The organism is Limnobacter sp. SAORIC-580 (assembly GCF_013004065.1).
GTDB lineage: Bacteria > Pseudomonadota > Gammaproteobacteria > Burkholderiales > Burkholderiaceae_B > Limnobacter > Limnobacter profundi.
The window spans coordinates 2,005,041-2,026,748 of sequence record NZ_CP053084.1 but is presented as its reverse complement, the minus strand read 5'-3'; the positions used below and the strand labels follow the sequence as shown (position 1 = coordinate 2,026,748).

Annotated in this window: 16 protein-coding genes and 3 tRNA genes; 8 read left to right on the top strand and 11 right to left on the bottom strand. The window is 52.4% G+C overall.

The window, feature by feature from the left end; translation table 11 throughout:
* Positions 1-225: 225 nt before the first annotated feature.
* The 9 genes from HKT17_RS09365 to HKT17_RS09325 all read right to left on the bottom strand — a co-directional run bounded on the left by HKT17_RS09365 (position 226) and on the right by HKT17_RS09325 (position 7,203).
* Positions 226-1,104: a segregation and condensation protein A gene (locus HKT17_RS09365; RefSeq protein ID WP_171099595.1), complete on the bottom strand. Its 879-nt coding sequence runs from the start codon at positions 1,102-1,104 to the stop codon at positions 226-228.
* 12 nt (positions 1,105-1,116) lie between these two features.
* Positions 1,117-1,299 (bottom strand): DUF3460 family protein, encoded by a 183-nt coding sequence (locus tag HKT17_RS09360; RefSeq protein ID WP_171099594.1) that lies wholly within the window; start codon positions 1,297-1,299, stop codon positions 1,117-1,119.
* Between the two features lie 44 nt (positions 1,300-1,343).
* Positions 1,344-3,050: a SulP family inorganic anion transporter gene (locus tag HKT17_RS09355; protein ID WP_171099592.1), complete on the bottom strand. Its 1,707-nt coding sequence runs from the start codon at positions 3,048-3,050 to the stop codon at positions 1,344-1,346.
* 9 nt (positions 3,051-3,059) lie between these two features.
* Complete coding sequence (gene metG / locus HKT17_RS09350; protein WP_171099590.1) at positions 3,060-5,135, bottom strand: methionine--tRNA ligase; 2,076 nt, start codon at positions 5,133-5,135, stop codon at positions 3,060-3,062.
* A gap of 76 nt (positions 5,136-5,211) precedes the next feature.
* Positions 5,212-5,304, bottom strand: a tRNA-Leu gene (locus HKT17_RS09345).
* 16 nt (positions 5,305-5,320) lie between these two features.
* Positions 5,321-5,394 (bottom strand) — tRNA-Cys (locus tag HKT17_RS09340).
* A gap of 66 nt (positions 5,395-5,460) precedes the next feature.
* Positions 5,461-5,536: transfer RNA gene (locus HKT17_RS09335), tRNA-Gly, on the bottom strand.
* Positions 5,537-5,699: 163 nt separating this feature from the next.
* Entirely contained in the window at positions 5,700-6,404 is a 705-nt protein-coding gene (gene queC / locus HKT17_RS09330; RefSeq protein ID WP_105029366.1) for a 7-cyano-7-deazaguanine synthase QueC, read from the bottom strand.
* Positions 6,405-6,516: 112 nt separating this feature from the next.
* A complete protein-coding gene (locus tag HKT17_RS09325) occupies positions 6,517-7,203 on the bottom strand; it encodes a response regulator transcription factor (RefSeq protein WP_171099588.1) in 687 nt (228 codons plus the stop codon).
* Positions 7,204-7,619: 416 nt separating this feature from the next.
* On the opposite strand from HKT17_RS09325, the gene HKT17_RS09320 reads away from it, so the two are divergent.
* The 7 genes from HKT17_RS09320 (at position 7,620) to HKT17_RS09290 (ending at position 16,131) form a co-directional block, all read left to right on the top strand.
* Positions 7,620-8,255 (top strand): RNA polymerase sigma factor, encoded by a 636-nt coding sequence (locus HKT17_RS09320; protein WP_291768507.1) that lies wholly within the window; start codon positions 7,620-7,622, stop codon positions 8,253-8,255.
* Positions 8,256-8,264: 9 nt separating this feature from the next.
* Complete coding sequence (locus HKT17_RS09315; protein WP_105029363.1) at positions 8,265-8,681, top strand: hypothetical protein; 417 nt, start codon at positions 8,265-8,267, stop codon at positions 8,679-8,681.
* Between the two features lie 14 nt (positions 8,682-8,695).
* Complete coding sequence (locus tag HKT17_RS09310; protein ID WP_171099586.1) at positions 8,696-10,624, top strand: peptidase domain-containing ABC transporter; 1,929 nt, start codon at positions 8,696-8,698, stop codon at positions 10,622-10,624.
* A gap of 20 nt (positions 10,625-10,644) precedes the next feature.
* Positions 10,645-11,982 (top strand): HlyD family type I secretion periplasmic adaptor subunit, encoded by a 1,338-nt coding sequence (locus HKT17_RS09305; protein ID WP_168427003.1) that lies wholly within the window; start codon positions 10,645-10,647, stop codon positions 11,980-11,982.
* A gap of 8 nt (positions 11,983-11,990) precedes the next feature.
* Positions 11,991-13,682: a TolC family protein gene (locus HKT17_RS09300; protein WP_105029360.1), complete on the top strand. Its 1,692-nt coding sequence runs from the start codon at positions 11,991-11,993 to the stop codon at positions 13,680-13,682.
* Positions 13,683-13,782: 100 nt separating this feature from the next.
* Positions 13,783-15,204 carry a hypothetical protein gene (locus HKT17_RS09295; protein WP_171099583.1) on the top strand — a complete coding sequence of 474 codons (1,422 nt, stop codon included), beginning with the start codon at positions 13,783-13,785 and terminating at the stop codon, positions 15,202-15,204.
* Between the two features lie 63 nt (positions 15,205-15,267).
* The gene (locus HKT17_RS09290; protein ID WP_205882405.1) at positions 15,268-16,131 is read left to right on the top strand and encodes a hypothetical protein; all 864 of its coding nucleotides are present in this window, start codon (positions 15,268-15,270) and stop codon (positions 16,129-16,131) included.
* An 11-nt stretch (positions 16,132-16,142) separates the two neighbouring features.
* On the opposite strand, the gene HKT17_RS09285 is transcribed toward HKT17_RS09290, so the two are convergent.
* Positions 16,143-17,195, bottom strand: a complete 1,053-nt coding sequence (locus HKT17_RS09285; RefSeq protein WP_171099579.1) for an ABC transporter ATP-binding protein — start codon at positions 17,193-17,195, stop codon at positions 16,143-16,145.
* A 116-nt stretch (positions 17,196-17,311) separates the two neighbouring features.
* Here HKT17_RS09285 and HKT17_RS09280 point away from each other — a divergent pair, with 116 nt between their 5' ends.
* On the top strand, positions 17,312-18,931 hold the full coding sequence (locus HKT17_RS09280; protein WP_171099577.1) for an ABC transporter permease: 1,620 nt from the start codon (positions 17,312-17,314) through the stop codon (positions 18,929-18,931).
* Between the two features lie 35 nt (positions 18,932-18,966).
* Here the strand turns inward: HKT17_RS09280 and acnA are convergent, their stop codons facing one another.
* On the bottom strand, positions 18,967-21,690 hold the full coding sequence (gene acnA, locus HKT17_RS09275) for an aconitate hydratase AcnA (RefSeq protein ID WP_171099575.1): 2,724 nt from the start codon (positions 21,688-21,690) through the stop codon (positions 18,967-18,969).
* Positions 21,691-21,708 lie beyond the last annotated feature (18 nt).

Sequence of the window (21,708 nt, the reverse complement as noted above, 5' to 3'; positions counted from 1 at the left end):
TACACCACCTTGCCTCAGCAATACTTCTCAATCCGGCTTGATGCCTCTGGCTTGGGACATGCGAAACGCTTAAGCATCTTCGCATCGGTTCCTGGCGGAACCGCCCCGCGCTGCGAAGCCGCCGGGAAGTATTGCAAAGCCGGCAAGGCTGTGTAGTACCCAAACCTCACATTGCTCGCAGCTAAGGCTCGCAAGTCGCTCAGCATACAAATATTGTCCGATGACCTATGCCGGAACGATGCTGTCTGCCCCAGTGCCGCCCGTTGCTTCGTAACCCAGTCGCACGTAGATTGGTGCAAATGGCTCTGCTTGAGTTACTTTCACCAGGCCTTCGCGCGTCAACTCCAGCATGGCGATGAAGTTGACCACCACCACAGGTACGCCACGTTCAATGTCGAACATGTCGAAAAACTCAACGAACTTTTGGGTTTGAAGACGACGCAAAATCATGGTCATGTGCTCACGCACCGACAATTCTTCTCGAGAGATTGTGTGCGCCTTCACCAGGGATGCGCGACGCAAAATTGCCTGCCAGGCATCACGCAGTTCTTCTGGGTTTACATCAGGAAAACGTTCAACAGTATTTGGGTCGTGGAAGGCGTGAGCAATCCAGAAATCCCGGCCCACCAAAGGCACCTTGTCGAGCTCCTGGGCTGCCAGCTTCATTTGTTCGTATTCAATCAGCCGGCGAGCCAGCTCGGCGCGCGGGTCTTCCGCTTCTTCTTCACCGTCTTTGGGAATCACGGGCAACAGCATTCGAGATTTGATCTCGATCAGCATGGCGGCCATGAGCAGGTATTCAGCAGCCAACTCAAGGTTGCGGGTACGAATTTCTTCAATGTAGGTGAGGTACTGGCGGGTCAGTTCCGCCATGGGAATGTCTAGAATATTGAAGTTTTGCTTGCGGATCAGGTAAAGCAGCAAATCCAGCGGGCCTTCAAAAGCCTCCAGAAACACCTCCAGTGCGTCTGGTGGTATGTACAGGTCTTTGGGCATGTTGAACAGCGGTGCGCCATACAGACGGGCCAAACCCACACCATCCACCGTGTTGGGGGTGCTGTCGTTGGGGTTTAGTACGCTGATGTCGTCGAGTTCGCTGCTCAAAGTGGCTGCACTTTATTTGCTTTGATACACATAGGGTTTTTGTGCAACCTTGGCTTCCTTAAAGCCTTCTTGAAGCCTCTTGTCCAGTTGTTTGTCCCACAACAGAGCTCGGCCTTTTTGCTGCTCATTTTCCAGGTGAGGGCGCTCATTTTTGAGTTGAGCCAGAAACTGGGTGGCTTCAGATTCGTATTGCATGGTGGTTTGCCAATAAATGGTTTAAAAGGATATTTTCTATTTTATCAGGCGCCAGCCTGATCCTCGACGGAAATTGCTTGGGCGTGTGCCATTGCCGCGGAAAAGTCATCCTGTATTTGCCAAGTTTGGAGCTGGGCCGCAAAACCACTGCGTTTGAACAGGGACAAGGCTTGACTGTTCAGGCCGCAAAATATCAGTGTATGGCCCGCACGCTGCAGTTCCGAATTTAATTCCTCTAGGCATTCCAGCGCGGTGGTGTCAATTGAAATGGTTTGGTGAAGGTCGAGAATCAATATTTTGGTCGATTTTCCGGTGTTCAGAATCAGGTTTTCAATTTTCCCCACCACTGCAAAAAACAGGGAGCCATAAATTTTATAGGCCGCAATTCCTCGTGCCCTGTCTTCGTCTTTCAGGTAAACCGGAATGAATTCTGTGAGAGTTGAAACCCGGTAGATAAAAAATACGCCTGCCAATACCAAGCCCACCTGAACTGCAACCGTAAGGTCGACAATCACTGTGAGAAGGAAAGTGGCCAACATGATGACCCTGTACACGGTGGTGTACTGCTTTAATTTTGGGAATTCACGCCATTCACCCATGTTGTAGGCCACGAACATCAAAACGGCCGAGAGCACTGCCAATGGAATGTGAAACGCCAGTGGTGCGGCGACCAGCATAATGATCAACAGCACCAATGCGTGAATGATTCCGGCCACAGGGGAGTTTCCACCTGAACGGATATTGGTGACTGTGCGGGCGATGGTGCCCGTGGCCGGCATGCCGCCGAACAGGGGCGAGGCGATATTGGCCAAACCTTGGGCCATCAATTCCTGGTTGGGGTCGTGTTTCTCATGGGTAATGCCGTCGGCCACACGCGCGCACAACAGCGATTCGATGGCGCACAGAAATGCAATGGTCAAGGTGGGGCCAATTAGCGTTTGAACGCTGGCCAACTCGATGGACGGCAGGGTCAACGTTGGAAGGCTGCGTGGAATTTCGCCAAATTTGCTGCCGATGGTTTCAATGTCAAGTCCAAGAATGTAGGCAGCTAGGGTGCCAGCAACCAGCAATATCACAGAGCCGGGAACACTTTGAAGAATTTTCGGAAACGTGCCTTCAGAGTGTTCTTTGCTGAGCACAGCAAACAATTTGGGCCATAGGAAAAGGAACGCGAGGCTTATGCTGGCAAGCGCGAATGCAGACCAATTGAGGCCAGGAATAGCCTGCAGCAAGGCCCAGTTCTTTTCAAAAAAATTGCCTTGGGTCACATCAATGTTCAAACCAAAGAAATCTTTGATTTGAGACAGTGCAATTAATACCGCGATGCCGTTGGTAAAGCCGATCACAATGCTGACCGGTATGAGTCGCACCAGGCTTCCTAGGCCAGTCAAGCCCATGAGGAACAGTAGCCCCCCAGCCATCAGTGTGCAAACGATCAGGTTGGCTACGCCATATTGGTTGACGATGCCGAGCACCACCACGATAAATGCACCGGCAGGGCCGCCAATTTGAACGCTGGATCCGCCAAAGGCGGAGATGATGAAGCCCGCCACAATGGCGGTGAAAAGGCCGGTTTGTGGCTCAAGCCCGCTGGCAATTGCGAAGGCCATGGCCAACGGCAGCGCAACTACCCCTACGGTAATGCCTGCCCCCAGGTCTTTCAAAAAACGCTGGGAGTTGTATCCCTGCAAGCTGTCCACAATACGTGGTTTGAATGGCTTGAGCGTTTTCAGAAACTGGGGGGTGGCCATGTTTTCCTTTTAGCTGATTTTCATTCCTGGCGTAAGTTTGCCCAACGCTGTCAGGGTGCTTAATGCGGTGTCGTCATCCGATGCCGCACACAACACCATGCCTTCAGAAAGTCCAAATTTCATTTTGCGTGGTGCCAGGTTGGCCACCACCACAACGTACTGCCCTGTCAGTTGCTCTGCCTGATAGTGCGCAGCGATACCCGAAAAAATATTGCGTGGTTTTTCTTCGCCCAGATCGACCGTGAGTTGAAGTAATTTCGTGGAGCCTTCCACTGCCTTGCACTCTTTCACCAAACCAATTCGTAGGTCAATCTTGGTGAAGTCATCAATACTGATGTATTCGCCTGACGCGGTGCTTGCAACTGACGTGGCAGATTTTTTGGCGGCGGTTTTCACAGGGGATGCTGAGGTAGGCGCCAAAGATTGTTTGTTGGCGTCTATCAAAGCGTCGATTTGCTTTTGATCCACGCGCTGCATCAGGTGTTTGAATGCCTGCACAGGTGTCGCGCTGCTCAACGGAGTATTCACATCGGCCCAGGTCATTGGCGCGACACCCAAAATATTCTCGGCGTTGCCGGCCAGTACTGGCAGCACTGGTTTCAAATAAAGTGTCAGCAAGCGGAACGCTTCAAGACAAATCGAACAAGCGGTTTGCAATTCAGCTTGCTTGTCCGGGTTCTTGGCCAATTCCCATGGCTTTTCCTGATCCACGTAGGCATTCACTTTGTCGGCGCAGGCCATGACTTCGCGAATGGCTTTGCCATATTCACGTTCGTCGTAATGTGCAGCAATTGCGGCAGCCTGTGCGCGAATGTCTGCAAGCAGCGGGTGTTGCATGGCGGAATCAAGTACGCGGCCTTCGAAGTTTTTCACCAGAAAACCCGCGCTTCGGCTTGCGATATTGATGTATTTGCCGACCAGGTCACTGTTCACGCGGGCGGTGAAATCTGAAAAACTCAGGTCCAGGTCTTCCATGGTGGAATTGAGTTTGGCCGCAAAGTAGTAGCGCAGCCATTCCGGGTTCAAGCCCTGTTGAATGAAGCTTTCGGCGGTAATAAACGTGCCGCGGCTTTTGCTCATTTTTGCGCCATCGACTGTCAAAAAGCCGTGTGCATTCACCTTGGTGGGCGTGCGCAAACCGGCAAACTGAAGCATCGCTGGCCAAAACAGGGCGTGGAAATACAGAATGTCTTTGCCGATGAAGTGAATCATCTCGGTGTTGGTGTCTGCTTTCAGAAATTCCTGATAGTCCAAGCCGATTCGTTCACACAGATTCTGGAAGCTGGCGAAATAGCCTACAGGTGCATCCAGCCACACGTAGAAATATTTGCCGGGCGCATCTGGAATTTCGAAACCGAAGTAGGGTGCGTCGCGGGAAATGTCCCAGTCGGCCAGTTTGCCGCTGCCTTCTTCACCCAACCATTCCTGCATTTTGCGGCTGGCTTCCACCTGCAGGCGGCCTTCGCTTTGAGTCCATTGGCGAAGGAAATTTTCACAGCGCGGGTCTGAAAGCTTGAAGAAGTAATGGTCGGAGCTTTTGCGCACAGGGGCAGCACCAGACACTGTGGAGTAGGCGTTTTTCAGCTCAGTGGGCTGATAGGTGGCACCGCACACCTCGCATGAATCACCGTATTGGTCTTTCGCACCGCACTTTGGACACTCGCCCTTGATAAAGCGATCGGGCAAAAACATTTCCTTGACTGGATCGTAGAACTGTTCAACCGAACGGGTTTGGATCAAACCCGCATCACGCAAGCGCGTGTAAATGGTCTCGCAATGGGCTTTGTTCTCGGGTGCGTTGGTGGAATAGTAGTTGTCAAAGCCCACATGGAAGCTGGCAAAGTCGCGTTGGTGTTCTGTGCTGACTCGAGCAATCAATTCTTCGGGGCTGATGCCCTCGGCTTGCGCACGCAACATGACTGGAGTGCCGTGGGTGTCATCGGCACACACGTAGTACACCTCGTTGCTTTGCATTTTCTGGAACCGAACCCAGATATCGGTCTGAATGTATTCGACCAAGTGGCCCAGGTGAATGGCACCGTTGGCATACGGCAAGGCAGAGGTAACAAGAATTCGGCGAGTCACGGTGTTGTTCTTTGAGGTAGTTCTAGACGCAATGCGCTATTGTACGCGCGATTGTTTGTGTGAAGAGTGTTGCCTGTGGTGCCCGGGACCGGAATCGAACCGGTACGCCCCTTTTACGGTAAGCGACGGATTTTAAGTCCGTTGTGTCTACCAATTTCACCACCCGGGCTGATGGCTTGAAAACTTGGAGGCGGGGGTCGGAATCGAACCGGCGTACACGGAGTTGCAGTCCGCTGCATGACCACTCTGCCACCCCGCCAAGGGTGTTCCACCAAAATATGGCGGGCAAAGAAAAGGGGAAGTGTATCACTTCCCCTTAGGAATTTGGAGCGGGAAACGAGACTCGAACTCGCGACCTATACCTTGGCAAGGTATCGCTCTACCAACTGAGCTATTCCCGCATTTCAACAACTTGACGTCGTTGAGAGAACGAAATTATAGCAAGAAAAATTTTTGTGTCAAACGTTTTTGCAAAATAATTTCATTTATTTTCAGCTTGCTTAAAAGTTGTGCAAACCCAAGCCTGTTGCGGCTTTCGGCGGTGTTGCCCTTTTCTGTTTCAAGCTATTGATTCTGTTGTGAAATGTAGTTTTTCCAGCCACGTTTGCGCAAATCGCAGGCCGGGCATTCACCACAACCGAACCCCCATTCATGTTCGTGGCTTCTGTCGCCCGTGTAGCAGGTGTGGGTGTCGCGAACAATAATTTCCAGCAATTTTTTGCCGCCCAGCTGCTCGCCCAGCTGAAAAGTTTCGGTCTTGTCGATCCACATCAGTGGTGTTTCAAACCGGAACGAGCTTGCCATGCCAAGGTTGGTGGCTACTTGCAGGGCTTTCAGCGTGTCCTCACGGCAATCGGGATAACCCGAAAAATCGGTTTGACACATGCCGCCTACAAGGGTAGACAAACCTCTGCGGTAAGCCACAGCCGATGAAATCAAAAAGAACACCAGATTGCGGCCCGGCACAAAGGTGTTGGGCAAGCCTGTCTCGTTCAGTTCGATCTCACGCTCTTCCGTCAGTGCACAATCGGAAATCTGTCCCAGCCAGCTCAGGTCAATCACTCTGTCTTCGCCAAGTTTGTGCGCCCATTCGGGAAACTGCTCACGGATTCTGTCCAATACAGTCAGACGGCATTCCAGTTCAATGCGGTGGCGTTGCCCATAATCAAAACCAATTGTCTCAACATGGTCGAATTTGGACAGTGCCCAGGCCAGGCAAACAGTGCTGTCCTGTCCACCTGAAAACAGCACCAGAGCTTTTTTGTTCATGTTTGGGGGAGGGTTTAGTTGCGCTAAACCCCTATTTTAGCCGCACAAATAAAAAACCCCGCAGCGTTGCGGGGTTTTAATCTGCTGTTATTGAGGTTTGCCCAACTTACATTTAGCTGGCCATGCCCGCGGAAATTGCGTACTTCACCAGTTGAACACTGGAATCCAGATTCAACTTTTGCAGCAAACGCGCGCGGTAAGCGTCGATAGTGCGCGGTGAAACCTTCAGCAATTCTGCGATTTCACGGCGAGGACGGCCTTGAGCAATCAAGGTAAGCACTTGACGTTCACGGCGGGTCAATTGGGCGCCTTCGTCTTGGTCGGCCAGTGGATTAATTTGGCCCCCCAGGTTTTGCTGCTCGGAAGAGCCGTAAGAAGGGGTTGTTTTGTTATTCACCAGTTCAGGGGCCACATAACGGGCGCCTGCGGCAACGGTGTCTATTGCCTCGCGAAGCGTTTCTACTGACGATTGGCGGCCTACACAAGCCCACACGCCAGGTTTGAATGCCATCGCCAGAATGTCTTGCGCATTGCCTTCGCACACCAATACAACTCGAACATCGGAATAGCTTGCACCAATGTGTTGAACCACGGCCTCGCCATGCCTGTTGCCTTTTTCAATGGTAATCACCACGATTCGCGTTTCAGCGCTGGCCAGGTGGTTGTCGATTTCTTCAAGGGTTGTCCGGTTGGTGACGAACATGGGCTGAAGGCTGATGGTCCTGCCCGGTGGGGTATTTTGAATGCCCGTTTCTCGGGGCGTTAGTGGTCGACCTGCCAAGCCCTTTTCATTCTTCATAGTCCCACCCATGTGTGGCTGGCTCGGCCAGCTCGGTATTAAGGTCATCGTTTGCCCCGCTTTTGGATTTGTTTGGGTTGCTGCTTATTCGATTTGTACTTCAGGTGATAAATTTTGGATTCAATGCTCCGTAGGTAATTTCAAGCGGGTTAATTACTTTGGGGGGGATTGCATTTCGACCTACTATGTAAGCAAATAGACAATGCAAGTACTGTTCTGGAATCGGAACTTTTGCTAGTATCCCTTAGCTAGGGGATACTTAGGAGTTACATCCCCCGTGTTGGGTGGCCCTATTCAGTGGTTTGAGCAGTAAAACTTGGCCTTTTTGACAAAACCAAAGTCTGGCTCGACTGTAAATTAACAGTGACAGGACGTATCAAACACACACAGATGACTTCATCTCGGGGACAGCCAGGTTGAGAGAAGAGCTCGCTTCTTTAATTGAACGAATTGCAAATCGCGATCGAAAGGCGTTTGAGGAGTTGTATCAACTCACGTCTAGAAAGATGTTTGCTGTTGCGTTGCGCATAGTTCGGGAGCCCGGCATGGCTCAAGACGTGCTTCAGGACGCCTATATCCGGCTTTGGCGATACGCCCACACTTTCAACAACAAGTTGTCTGCACCCGAAACCTGGTTGCACCAAGTGGTGAGAAACAGGGCACTTGACCTAATCGCCCAGCAAAGCCACACCGTGAATTCAATTTCCCTGGACCAGTTTTCTGACCAGGACGACGAACCCAATGAATTGGTGTTTGAAGCTCATTCAACGAGCAGCGATGACAAGGAAACCAGCCGGGTAATGCAGGCCTGCGTGCAACGCCTTGAAGGCAAATATCGCCAGGTGCTTACTTTGGCTTATACCCACGGCATGAGCCATGCAGAGATATCAGAGCACCTGGACGTGCCATTGGGCACCGTTAAAACCTGGGTTCGCAGGGGCTTGATCGAGTTGAAAACCGTATATGACGAATTTCAGTCCGAAGGCTTGGCAACCATGGCTGCGAACAATTCGCGTCGCCAGGACGCTGAACAATCCGGATACATGGCATAAGGGGGCCGCATGACTGACGACGACAAAAACTGGTTGGCTGCCGACTACGTACTTGGCGTGATGCGTGGAGCCGAGCGCACCGCATTTGAAGGACAGTTGAGATTGGACCCCGTGTTGGCCAAATCGGTACTGAACTGGCAAGAGCGTTTGAGTTTGATTGATGCCAAGCCACAAGTGTTGTATTCCGCGATGACTGAAGCTGAAGTGGACGCCGCGCTTAGCAATGTATTTGAGCGGGTATGCCGTGCAATCGATGCGCAGCCCGATGCCCATACCCGCTTGGAAAACCCGTTGGCCAAGTTGACTCGCGAACAGTTGGCCGGCATGCGCCCTGCTGTTGTCCGTTTGATCGCCTCGTACCTGGTATTGCTTGAACGACTCAAGGCGCAGCAGTTGCGCATGGCTGGTTCGGCAGGCGCTGTGTAACCTAGGGACTCGCAATGTCGGTTAAATATTTGTTCAAAGAAAGACTCGAAGCGCTCTGGAATTTCGGCTTGAAGCCGGAAAAATCGGGAGATGCCGCCGCCGATGGGAATAATGCGGTCGACGCATCCAACTCAAAAACAGTTGAGGGGGTCATTCGCAGCGCCTTGCCTTTGCTAAAGCGTGCGGCGTTGTTGTCGATTTTCGTGAATCTGGTGGCCTTATTCCCTGCGGTATTTTCCTTGCAGGTATATGACCGGGTTATTTACCGCTCGGGCCTGAATACACTGACCGCTTTGTTGATCGGCATGGGTATTTTGCTTGCAGCAGATCTGATTTTGCGTTCGTTCCGGGCTCGAGTTCTGCGTGTGGCTGCGGTAAAAATTGACGGGCAAATCGCCAGCAAATTGATGAACAAGATTCTGTCGATCCCATTGCGACAGTTGGAGGCCCGTTCAACTGCGGCTTGGTATTCCCTGTTTAAAGATGTGGACACCGTGCGCGTGGTCTGGAGTGGCGCGGTTGCCATGACCATTCTTGATCTGCCATTTGCCATTCTGGCCATTGGATTGATCGCCACTATCGCTATGCCTGTATTGCCCGTGGTGCTGATTGGCTTGGTGTGTTTGGCCGCCTTGTCTTGGTACAGCTCGGGTGAATTCCGCAAGCGCCGAGTGGAGGAATTTTCGCGCGCTCGCCGCCGGGATGAAGTGCTGGCCGAGGTTTGCCGGGGCCGTGAAGCGATTAAAAGCTTGGTGCAGGACGATTCTGCCAAGCGGGCCTGGGTGTCAAGCTACAACTCCTGGGTTCAGGAATCATTTCAGAAAAATGGTGAAATGGAAGACCAGCGCGAGTTGTCGGTCTCCATCATGCTGTGTGTGAACGTGGCCATTACGGCTGTGGGCGCCTACGCAGTGATTAACCAATGGATGACGGTGGGTGGACTGATTGCCTCGAACATGCTGGCTGCCAAGGCGATTGGCCCGTTGGCTGCATTGACTGGTCACTGGCGCTCGATTGCACATTCCCGTGAAGCCACAGACCGCTTGAACAAAGTGTTTGCCGCAGATGAGGAGAAGCAACACACTGGTTTGAACCTGCCCATGCCTTCGGGCGCTTTGCGCCTTGAAAATGTAAGTTATCAGCACGTTGGTGCACAAAAGGAAGTGGTCAAGTCGGTTTCGGCTCAAATTGGCCCCCGTGGCATTTACGGCTTGGCAGGTGACAACGGCGCGGGCAAATCAACTTTGTTGAAATTGCTGCGTGGTCTTTATGAGCCTCAAAGCGGCCGTGTGTTGCTGGACGAATACGATTTGTCACAGTTCTCTCGGCAGGAACTTGCCAAGTGGATTGGCTTTTTGCCCCAAACATCGCAATTGTTTGAAGGCACGATTGTTGAGAACCTGCGCCGGTCCAACCCCGATGCCAGTGACGAGCAAATTTTGTTGGCTGCCAAGCGTTCTGGTGCGCATGAGTTCATTGCAAAAATGCCAGATGGCTACATGACGCAAGTGGGCGAGGGGGGTAACCGCTTGTCGGGTGGGCAACGCCGAAGGGTTGCCATTACCCAGGCGTTTTTGTCGGACGCGCCCGTGTTGTTGCTGGATGAACCCACGAACGACCTGGATTTTGCGGCAGAAACCCACTTGATGGCCGTGTTTAAAAGCTTGGCCACCGTGAAGACCATCATCATGGTGACGCATTCAGTGCGTTTAATGTCGATTTGCGACAAGATCATTTATCTGGACAAGGCTTCAAAGTTGCACGTTGGTGCGACACCGGAAATGCTGAAATTGTTGTATGGCATTTCTGTACCGAAGCCCGTGCCAGCCGCGCCCAAAGCTGCGTCGCAAGTGACTTCCGAGGCTGCCAAGCAGACGCTGGGGGCCAATGGCGCTGAAGGACAGGCAAATACGGATGCGGGCGGCAAGGCCGCTCAAGCGTGATGAGCGAAGGTCGAGAAATCATGAAGTCGAACAATGCATTGGCCGAAGTCGGCAAAAATGATCTGAAGCCCTATGAGGTCCCCGCCCTTTACAAACCCAATGGTGGTGGGTTCGACACCAAAAGCAGGTTTGCGCTGGGTTTGATTGCGCTGTCTTTGTTCGCATCCTTGTTCATCCGCGTTGACCAGGTGGTTACTGCGCCGGGCAAGGTGATTCCATCGACCCGGGTCAAAAGTATTCAGCACCTGGAAGGCGGTATTGTTCAGGACCTGGCTGTGAAAGAGGGTGATCTGGTGAAAGAAGGGTCCATGTTGGTTCAACTGAACCTGGCCACTTCGGGCATCAACATTGAAGAATTGAAAAGCCGGCGTGCCGCATTGGAGATGAGCCGTGCGCGTTTGCTGGGCGAGGCTTCGGGCAAGGCACCAGAATATCCCGCAGAAATTATTGCAGACTATCCCGATTTGTATCGCACCGAGCAGTCCACCTACATTGCCCGCATTACTGAATTGAACGGTATTCTGGGCGTGAATGACAGCCAGATGCTGGGCAACCAGGGTAAGGTGGGCGAATTGCAAGCCAAGCTTGAAGGCTTGGAGAATCGCGCAGTGACTACCCTGCGTGAACTGGAAATTACCCGAGAACTGGTTCGCGAACGCCTTGTGTCTCAGCTTGAATATTTGACCAAGAAACGTGATTACGACAGTTTGACCGCTGAAATTGCCTCGATGCGGCAAACCATTGCATCAGCCCAGGCCACTGTTGGGCAAAGCCGTGCTCGCCGAGTGGAAGAAGATGGCAAGTTCCGCCGCAGGGCTGCGGATGAATTAACAACGCTTGAACGCCAGTTGGCCAGTTTGAAAGATGAAATTGATCGAGCCAGCGATCAGCGCGACCGTGCCGTGATTCGGTCACCCATCGATGGCGTGGTGAAAAACTTGAAGTTACAGGCCGTGGGCAACGTGGTTCGCCAGGGTGAGCCCATCATGGAAGTGGTGCCAGTCGATGAGGTGTTGGTGGTTGAAACCCGACTTTCACCCGCAGACCGCGGTTATGTGAGCATGGATCAACCTTCGGAAGTGAAGGTGTCTGCCTATGACTTTTTGCGCTATGGCACTTTGCCCGGCAAGGTGACCCAAATTGCAGCGGACACTGACCCTGGTACGGAAGAAACCGGCCCCTATTACCGCTTGATTGTGAGCACAGACAAGGCATTTTTTGGCACGCCCGATGCACCGCTGCGCATTTCACCGGGCATGACCGCTGAAGTTGACATTAACGTGGGTTCGCAACCCTTTATTTATTATTTGTTAAAACCTGTATTGAAGCTGAAGCAAGAAGCCTTCAGAGAACCATAAAGCAACACATGACAACACAATTGGACATGACCCAGGGGGGCGTATGGGCTCGCAAAGCACTGTGTGTGCTGATTGCGGGCCTTCTTGCATTTCCCGTGGGTGCGCAAGATCTGCCCGCGAGCGACCAGCCTTCTGCCAATGTAGGCAACGACAACAACGAGTTTCGTGCCCGACGCATAGCTCCGGCAGAGGCAGCAAAAATGAGCAAGGAAGAGCTCACCAAAATTCGCTTCCTGAACATGTTGCGCACCAACCCTGAAATTGTGACTTCACGCATCAATGTGAATGCCTCGCAATTTATTGAAGATGGTGCCCGCGCTGCCTATTACCCCAGAATTACTGTGGGTGCCAATGCCAGTTCTAGTTCAACAGTGACCAACCGGCAATCGACCGACATTACGGTGACCCAGCCCCTGTACACCGCGGGTCGAATTACTGCGAGAGTAAAAGCGGCTGAAACCGATGGGACTATCGCAGATGGGCAATTTGTAAAAACAATTCAAGACGTGGTGCTCGAAGGCTTTTTGGCCAGCAGTACTTTGTCGCGCAATGCTTTGTTGGTGGAAGCCTCCCGAGCCGCAGAGGCAGCCGTCGCCCAATTGCTGGCCCTTGAGGAGCGTCGGGTTGAGTTGGGCGGAAGCGGCGTTACCGATGCACAATTTGCGAAAGCCCGTTTGGCGGTCACCCGTGACCGGCTGGTGAATTTTGAAGGACAGTTTGAAGAGGCCCGTGCCACTTACTTCCGTTACTTCGGTGTTTATCCCGAGGGCTACAACGTGCCGGAACTGGAAATTCAGCGCAACATGTTGCCCCAGCTGGTAGATGAAGCGGTCACGAAAGCGCTGTTTTCCAACCCGGAAATTCGTGTAGCTGAAAGCCAGATCGTGAAAGCGCGACACAACTACACGGCTGAGGATGCAAGCCTGTACCCGTCTTTGAACCTGGTGGGTATTCAGCAATTTTTTGGTGAACCCGACCCCTTTACTGGTGACAGAACCGACAGCTCCGTGAACCTGCGTTTGCAGTACAGCGCTTTTTCAGGCGGCGAACAGGTCGCTCGAGTGAATCAGGCGGCAGCCACGATTGATACCCGGCGTGCCCAACTGGCCGCAGCCCGATTGCGGGTCGAGGAAAGTGTCCGCTTTCAGTGGGGCAAATGGTCAGCCGGGCAGTCGCGATCGGTGACCTTGCGCGGCGCTTATGCCGATTCTTTGCAGGTATTCAAAAACCGCAAAAGGCTTCGTGATTTTGGCCGTGAAACCGTGATCGTGATGCTGGATGCCCAAGTTGAGTACTTCAACGTTTTGATTGCATACATTAACGCAGTGTTTGATGCACGGGATGCGAGTTTCCGCTTGATGCATGCCATGGGCTTGATGATGCCAACCCCCGGTGCAGAGGGCGATTGGTTTGAGTTGTTTTTCTCGAAAACTCCCGAGCGCGAGCGCCTGGAGAGTAGCTTGAAAGATACGGCCGACATTGCCAGCAGCCCGGCTGATCAAAAAATTGCGGAAAAGCTTGGCCTGGATGTTAGCCAGACCGAAGTGGAGAAGGCAGCTGGATTTGTACTGACCCCGGCGCAGCGGCTTGAGGTTGAGAAAAGCTCGGAACGCAGCCGCGTGCAGGGCAGTACGACTGAAAAAGAACTGCGGCCAACCCTGAAACCAGCGCCTGTTCTCGATCCCAGGTTTTATCGGTAAAGTCTTGATTTTTGTCAGTAAAGTGCTCACACTGGTCAAACAGGGGCATTTTACTGCCTTAATTCATCCATTCGCAGGGCTCGAACCCTGAGAAACTGGCATGAGTGGGGCGATTCCCAAAGGAATGACAAAAATGGGCGATGACATTCAAAACATGAAGAGCACGGCCGAAGATCGGGCTGTAGAGCGTGCTGAACAGCAACTTGCTGATCCGTCTGCTCTGAACATGCAGTTTTTGCAATCCACCCTGAACACATCCGAATTCGACGGTTTAAGCGCCAACTCCGGTTTTCCTGGCAGTGCGGCGAAAAGTCAATTGCATCAATCGAACCCATCTGGTGGCGGTTTTTCGGGATTGTCCCCCGCGTATTCAGGTGCAGGCCTTTTGGGTGCAGTGGCAGCAGCCGATTTAAGTGGTGCATCCAGTGCCATGGGCATGGCGGCTCAAGTGGCCAGCGCAGCCCCGGTTACTTTTGGTAAAACCACCGTGGGTGAGTCTGCAAGTTTGGCCGGTTTGGGCAACAAGGCTTTGTCACAGCCCACTGATCTTTCAAAGGTTTCAGATTTCACTTTGCTCAAGCCTGTCGCCAATCCCGATGGTTCATTGGTGCCGGTCTCTGCAGAGTTTGCTCAGCTTATGGCCATGCTGGAAGGTGGTGGCGGAATAAACCCCGACGATGCATTGAACAGCCTGATCGGCAGTTTGGGCCAAAACCCCAGTCCCGAGAGCCTGCAAACTGCCATCGATGCCGTACTTGATCAAATCAATTTGCTGAACACCACTTTTGAGCCTGTATTTGACAACCTGAGTGGCGATGTCCAGAACCAGTTTGCGGCGCAAAATGGTCTGCCCAGCAGTGATTTGGGTTTGAGTATTTTTGAAGACGCTGGCGAGGTTTCCACGGTACTGACCGACCTGTTGGGTACGATCAACGTAGGTGCCAACCCGCAGTTGGACAGTCTGTTGAATCTGGATTCAACGTTTGATGACATTGCTTCTTTGGTGGGCTCCTTGCCTGATCTGGATTTGTCGCCAGTGACGGACCCTGTTACCGACATTGTGGGTGGCATCACTGACGGCATTGGCGGTATCACCGACCCAGTCACAGATATCGTTGATGATGTGGTTGGAGGTATCACCGACCCAGTGGTTGATCCAATTGTGGATGTGATTACCGATGTCACAGACCCAGTGGTTGATCCAATTGTGGATGTAATTACCGATGTCACAGACCCAGTGGTTGATCCAATCGTGGATGTGATTACCGATGTCACAGACCCAGTGGTTGATCCAATTGTGGATCCGATTCTTGATCCAGTGACCGATATCACTGATCCCTTGTTGGAGCCTATTCTTGACCCCATCACCGGCGGTGGTGGCTTGCTGTCTGGTTTAAGCAGTTCTTCAAGCGAATCCGATTCAGGTTTGCTGGATTCGCTCAGCAGCGGGATTTCCTCCAGTGCAGGCTCAGAAGGTGGTGCACTGGATGGCTTGTTGGGTTCTCTGGACCAAAACAAATAAAACTCACCCCCTTTTTTGATAGGGGGGTGTTTTGAATCCAATTTGAGTGGCCTATCGTATAAAATGGTAGTACGTCACGAAAAAATTGGGTTTATGTCAAATTCCGTCATTCAATTGTCAGTGCAGACCGATCACAGCGATGCCGCTGGTGGGCTGCTCGCACCCATAAGCAGGGCGACAATCGAGTTTTTTGACACTTTTGAGTCATCCTCTGGTTCATCAAATATTGCTTTTTCTTCGTTTGACGGTCTCGATCCCAAAGAATTTTCAAGTGCACCCTCTCTCGGCTTTGGTGAATTGCGGTGCATTTCTCAGGCTTGCGTCAGTGACGTCAGCGTTTTCGAGAGTTCTTCAAGCCTTGCCAGTGTTGACCCGGCATTGCTTGCCAACGCAGACACTGCAGGAATTCTGAATACCATGAATGAACAAGCCTCATTTGAAGCCTTGAACGCTGAGCTTTTGAGTGCAATGCCCCGCGTGAAGCACGCCTTGGGTGGTGAACTTAGTTACTCCGAGTTGACTCAGCTGATTGCCGATATTCAAGCCCAGGTGCTCGACTTGAATGCATTAAGTCAAGACATGTTTGGCGAGCTATCCAGTGAAGTTGGTAATGCGGTGCACGAGGTGGCTGAGTTTGATACCGATTCATTGCTGGCATCGATGCAAATTGACTCGGGCCTGTTTGCGCAGCCAGAATTGGCGGGCAACGCTCATTCGCTGGCTTTTGCAGCAACGCTGGACGGTTTGTTTACCTCTCCTGAAGCTTTCCCCTTGACGCTGGATTTCTCCAGTCCCAACAGTATTCAGGAAGCGTCCGAGCTTTTTGCCTCTGCTGGCGGTACTTCGTCAATCAGTTCTACCGCTTCCAGTTCCGATACCGACAGTGGTTTGTCCTCGGGTGCTGCTGGTTCAAGTGACCTGAGCTGATTCTGGCTTGATCAAACCCGATCGAACGTAATGACGTGGTCGAGTTCAAGTTTGATTCCGATTGGCTCGCCGATGGCATGGTTGTGATGGCTTGGTACCAAGGCCAGCACATGTACTCCACTCTCCAGTTCAAGTGTGTACAGGAAATCGGCACCTCGAAACGACTTTCTCACCACCTTGGCCTGCATGGGACTGGCGTCGTCGTGAATAATATCGTCCGGGCGAATCAGTACATCAAATTCATTGCTTGCTGGCAATTGATCCTCGGTTAGCCGCAGGTGAGCCAATTCAATTTGCAAACCTTGCTCGGTTTTTTTACCTGGCAAAAACACACCTTGACCAATAAAGTCGGCCACCATCCGTGAATTCGGCTGATGGTAGAGACTGTAGGATGATCCCCATTGTTGTAACTCACCCGCGTGCATCACCCCGATTCGGTCGGCCATGCTGAACGCCTCATGTTGATCGTGCGTGACAAGAATGGCACTCATGTTTTCGGCTTTTAAAATTTCCCGAACTTCAAAAGTGAGTCGCTCTTTCAGTTCAACGTCCAGGTTGGAAAATGGCTCGTCCAGCAAAATCAGCGTGGGTTTGGGAGCCAGTGCACGCGCCAGTGCCACCCGTTGTTGCTGGCCACCTGACAATTCGTGGGGGTACCGGTCGGCCAAGGCCTCAAGCCCGATTAGCGCCAATAATTCACCACTGCGGTTGCGTTTTTCATGTTCACTGCGTTTGTGTAAACCGAACTCAATGTTTTTTCGAACTGTGAGGTGGGGGAACAGGGCATAGTCTTGAAAAACCACACCGACATTGCGGTTCTCAGGGCTGCGTACCTTGCCCGGTTCGCTGGCTTTTTCACCTTTCAGCAAAATATGGCCCTGTGTGGGCATGAGAAAACCTGCGATTGCACGCAACAAGGTTGTTTTGCCGCAGCCAGAGGGTCCCAGCAAACAGGCAATTTCACCCTGTGCCAACTCGAAACTCACGTTGCGAACAGCAGGTGCATTGCTGCCCGGGTACAGAATACTCAGTTCAGTGATGCTTAGGGCGGGAGCTTGTTTCATTATTTCGGGGGCACCGTGGTCTGTTTGCTACGCAGTTCACCTTTGCTTCGGGTGAGTTGCATGAACTTAAAGTAAAATCGTTCTCACTTCTATTTTGCCATGTCTGGGCGGTTTGTTTGTTTACTCTGGGGTTAAGAAGTCGCATTTCTGTTGCGCTGCTGGCGTTGCTGCTGTTGTTGCCGTTCGTCTATCTGTTCGGCTTGGCGGTTTTTAGCCTGGTACAAGCTCCCCAGGTGCTGGCCCATTTGGCCACCACCATTCTTCCCGATCTGGTTTGGCAAACGGTTTACCTGTGTTTTGGCGTTGTGGTGTTGACCAGTACCATGGGAGTGCTGCCAGCCTGGTGGGTTTCTGCCCATGAGTTTCCCGGGCGCAAGTGGCTTGAATGGTTGTTGTTGCTGCCCATGGCCATGCCATCGTACGTGATTGCCTACGCGTATACCGATGCACTTCAGTACTCTGGTTGGCTGGCCAGCAGCTTGCGGGAAATTCTGGGCAGCGATTTCCGCATTCCGGAAATTCGCTCCACCTCGGGCGCAATTCTTGTGCTCAGCTTTGTGTTGTACCCCTATGTTTACATCATGGCGAGAACTGCATTTTTGGGGCGTAGCCCTTCCATGCTGGATGCGGCACGTTCTTTGGGGCACAGCGCCACCAGTGCTTTTCTCAAGGTGGGTTTGCCTGTCGCTCGCCCCGCGTGGGTGGTAGGGCTTACTTTGGTACTCATGGAAACCCTGGCGGAGTATGGCGCCTTGTCTTACTTTGGTGTGCGCACCTTCACGACTGCAATATTCAACACCTGGCTGAACCTGGGTGACAGGGAAAGTGCAGCTTTGTTGGCTGTCATGTTGCTGGTGGTCATGCTGGCCTTGATTGTTTTTGAATCCAAGGCGCGTGGGCGAGCCCAGTTTTATACGCAGTCGGGCAAGGGCAGTACCATTGAAAGAAAACGTTTGAAGGGTGCACAGGCGGCGTGGGTGATGTTTTTGTCAGCCATGCCGTTTGTGTTGGGATTTGTGCTGCCGGTGCTGATTTTATTGGCGCTGGTGGTTGATGTAGACACCTCGATTAATTGGGCGCGCAGTTTTCAGTGGGCCTACCATTCAGCCCTCTTGGGTGGCATGGCCGCCCTTGTTGCGGTGGTTCTCGCGGTTTTTCTGGCCTATGTAAAACGACAGGCGCATGTGTGGTGGGTTACCGCAATTTATCGGTTGATTTCGCTGGGCTATGGTGTACCAGGTGCAATTTTGGCCATCGCTATTTTGCTGCCATTGGCCACGGTTGATCGTTTCACTTATGACATGGGCTGGCAGGTGCCGGCGTTAACCGGCAGTGTGCTGGCCTTGGTGTATGCCTACAACGTGCGCTTCACTTCAGCAGCTTTGCAGTCCGTAGACTCGGGTTTGCAGCAAATTACGCGACACATTGACGAATCGGCCCGAATTTTGGGCCGCTCACCACGGCAAGTTTTGTGGCATGTTCATTTGCCGGTGCTGAAGGGCTCTGTGGCCACCGGCATGTTGTTGGTGATTGTGGATGTGATCAAGGAATTGCCAGCTACTTTGGTGCTGCGGCCTTTCGATTTTGACACCCTGGCGGTTGTCTCTTATCAGTTTGCTTCAGACGAACGATTGACCGAGGCGGCAGTGCCAGCACTGATGATTGTCATGATTGCGTTGGTGCCGATTTTGTTGCTGATTCGTCAAGGCGCGAGGCAGGCGAGAAGCAGCAAGTAATTGCGCTTGCTTCTCGCAGTGAACTGCCAGGCATCTTACGCCCCTAGCAACTCTCGCAATACAAACGGCAGAATTCCCCGGTGCTTGTAATATTCAACCTCGATCGGCGTGTCGATTCGGCTGAGCACTTTCACATCCTGAACTTCACCATTGGCACGCGTAATTCGCAGCACCAGTTCGGCTTGCGGTGCGGTGTCTTCAGCCAAACCGATTACATCGTAGGTTTCACTGCCGTCGAGCTTCAGGTTTTGAATGGAATCACCGCCCAAAAACTGCAAAGGCAACACGCCCATGCCCACCAGGTTACTTCGGTGAATTCGCTCGTAACTTCTTGCAACCACAACCTTCACACCCAGCAACTGCGTGCCTTTTGCAGCCCAGTCACGGGATGATCCTGTGCCGTATTCTTCGCCAGCCAACACAATGGTGGGGGTGCCTTGCGCCATGTATTCCATGGCGGCGTCGTACACCGTGGTTTGTTGTCCGTCCTTGATGGTGAAGCCACCCTCAATGCGATTGCCATTGGCATCGGGAGGAATCATCAGGTTTTTCACGCGTACATTGGCAAAGGTGCCGCGAATCATCACGTCATGATTGCCGCGCCGTGACCCATAACTGTTGAAATCTTTTTGCTCGACACCATGCTGTTGTAAATATTTTCCTGCGGGTGTTGTGGGTTTGAATGAGCCCGCCGGTGAAATGTGATCCGTTGTGACTGAATCACCCAGAATCAGCAAAGGTTTTGCACCGGCAATGGTTTCCACCTTGGTGGGCTGCATGGCAAACTCATCAAAGAAGGGTGGCTTGGCAATGTAGGTGGATTGTGGCCATGGGTAAACCTGACCTTCCGGTGCGGGCACGTTGTTCCACAGGTCGTGGCCCTCTGTGAAGTTGCTGTAAAGGCGCACAAAAGTTGCTGCATCCAAGGCGGTGGGAAGCAATGCATTAACCTCTTGATTGGAAGGCCAAATGTCGCGCAGGTAAACCGGCTGACCATCGCTTCCAGTGCCAATCGGCTCGGATGTCATGTCCATATTGGCTTTGCCGCTTAGCGCGTAAGCAACAACCAAGGGGGGCGAGGCCAAGAAGTTGGCTTTTAAATTCGGGTGAATACGCGCTTCAAAGTTGCGGTTGCCCGACAACACCGCACAACCGATTACATCGTTTTTCAAAATCGTGTCGTTGATCTCGGGTAGCAAATCGCCTGCATTGCCGATACAGGTTGTGCAGCCGTACGCGGCCACGTTGAATCCCAACTTGTCAAGGTAAGGTTGCAGGCCTGTTTTTGCCAGGTAGTCGCTCACCACGCGCGAACCGGGGCCGAGTGAAGTTTTAATGTGCGGCTGAACTTTCAGGCCTTTTTCAACTGCTTTCTTGGCCAACAAACCGGCAGCCAGCATTACCCCAGGGTTGGAGGTGTTGGTACAGCTTGTGATGGCCGCCAGCAATACATCACCATGACCAATACTGAGTTTGTCCAGCCCAGTGGGGTAGCGTGTGCTCAAGGCGGCTGCGTCTTTGCCAAAGCCGTTTGCTGCCATGGGTTCGGCAAAAAGGGTATTGAATTGTTGCTTCATGTTCTTGAGCAACACGCGGTCTTGAGGTCGCTTTGGCCCAGCCAACGATGGCTCAACCGTGTCCAGGTCGAGCGTCACCACTTCGGAATAATCAATTGCACCTGGGGCTGGCATTCCCAGTAGGCCTTGTGCCTCAAAGTACGCCTCAAATCGATCGGCTTCGGCCGCGGTACGGCCAGTTTTGCGCATGAATTCAACTGTTTTTGAATCGGGTGGGAAGAAACCCATGGTGGCACCATATTCAGGCGCCATATTGGCCAGTGTGGCGCGGTCGGTCACTGACAAACTTGCTGCACCGGGTCCGTAGAATTCAACGAATTTGCCCACCACTTTTTTCTTGCGCAGCAGCTCTGTAATCGCCAACACAAGGTCGGTTGCGGTAATGCCTTCTCGCAGTGCGTTGGTCAGTTCAACGCCCACCACATCGGGTGTCAAAAAGTAAACGGGTTGCCCCAGCATACCGGCCTCGGCTTCAATACCCCCAACACCCCAGCCTACAACGCCTACGCCGTTGATCATGGTGGTGTGGCTGTCTGTGCCCACCAGCGTATCGGGGTAGTACACCGTGTTGTCATTTTCCTCGCCCGTTTTAACAGCACTGCGGATGCCGCGGAACAGGTATTCCAGGTTGACCTGGTGAACAATGCCAATGCCCGGTGGCACCACCTTGAAAGTGTCAAAGGCCTGCATGCCCCATTTCATGAATTGGTAGCGTTCACCGTTGCGCTCAAACTCAATTTCCATGTTTTTGCGCAGTGAATCGGCTGTGCCAAAGTAGTCAATCATCACAGAATGGTCAACCACCAAATCCACTGGCACAAGCGGTTCAATTTTCTTGGGATTTTGGCCCATGTCCCTTGCCACATTGCGCATGGCAGCCAAGTCGGCTAGAAGGGGCACGCCGGTGAAATCCTGCAGTACCACACGCGCCACGATGAACGGAATTTCATCGGTTCGTTTGGCCTGGGGTTGCCAGTTGGCCAACTGTTGAATGTGTTCTTCTGAAACCTTTTTTCCATCGCAATTGCGCAGCACCGATTCAAGCACAATGCGAATCGATACTGGCAAGCGGTGCAGGTTGGGAAAGCCCAGTTCAGCCAGTTTGGGCAGACTGTAAAACTGGCCTTTCTGGCCGGTTTTAGAAGTGAAGGTGCTCAGTGTTGAATGCTTCAGGGTTGACATACCTGTTTCTCCCTTACG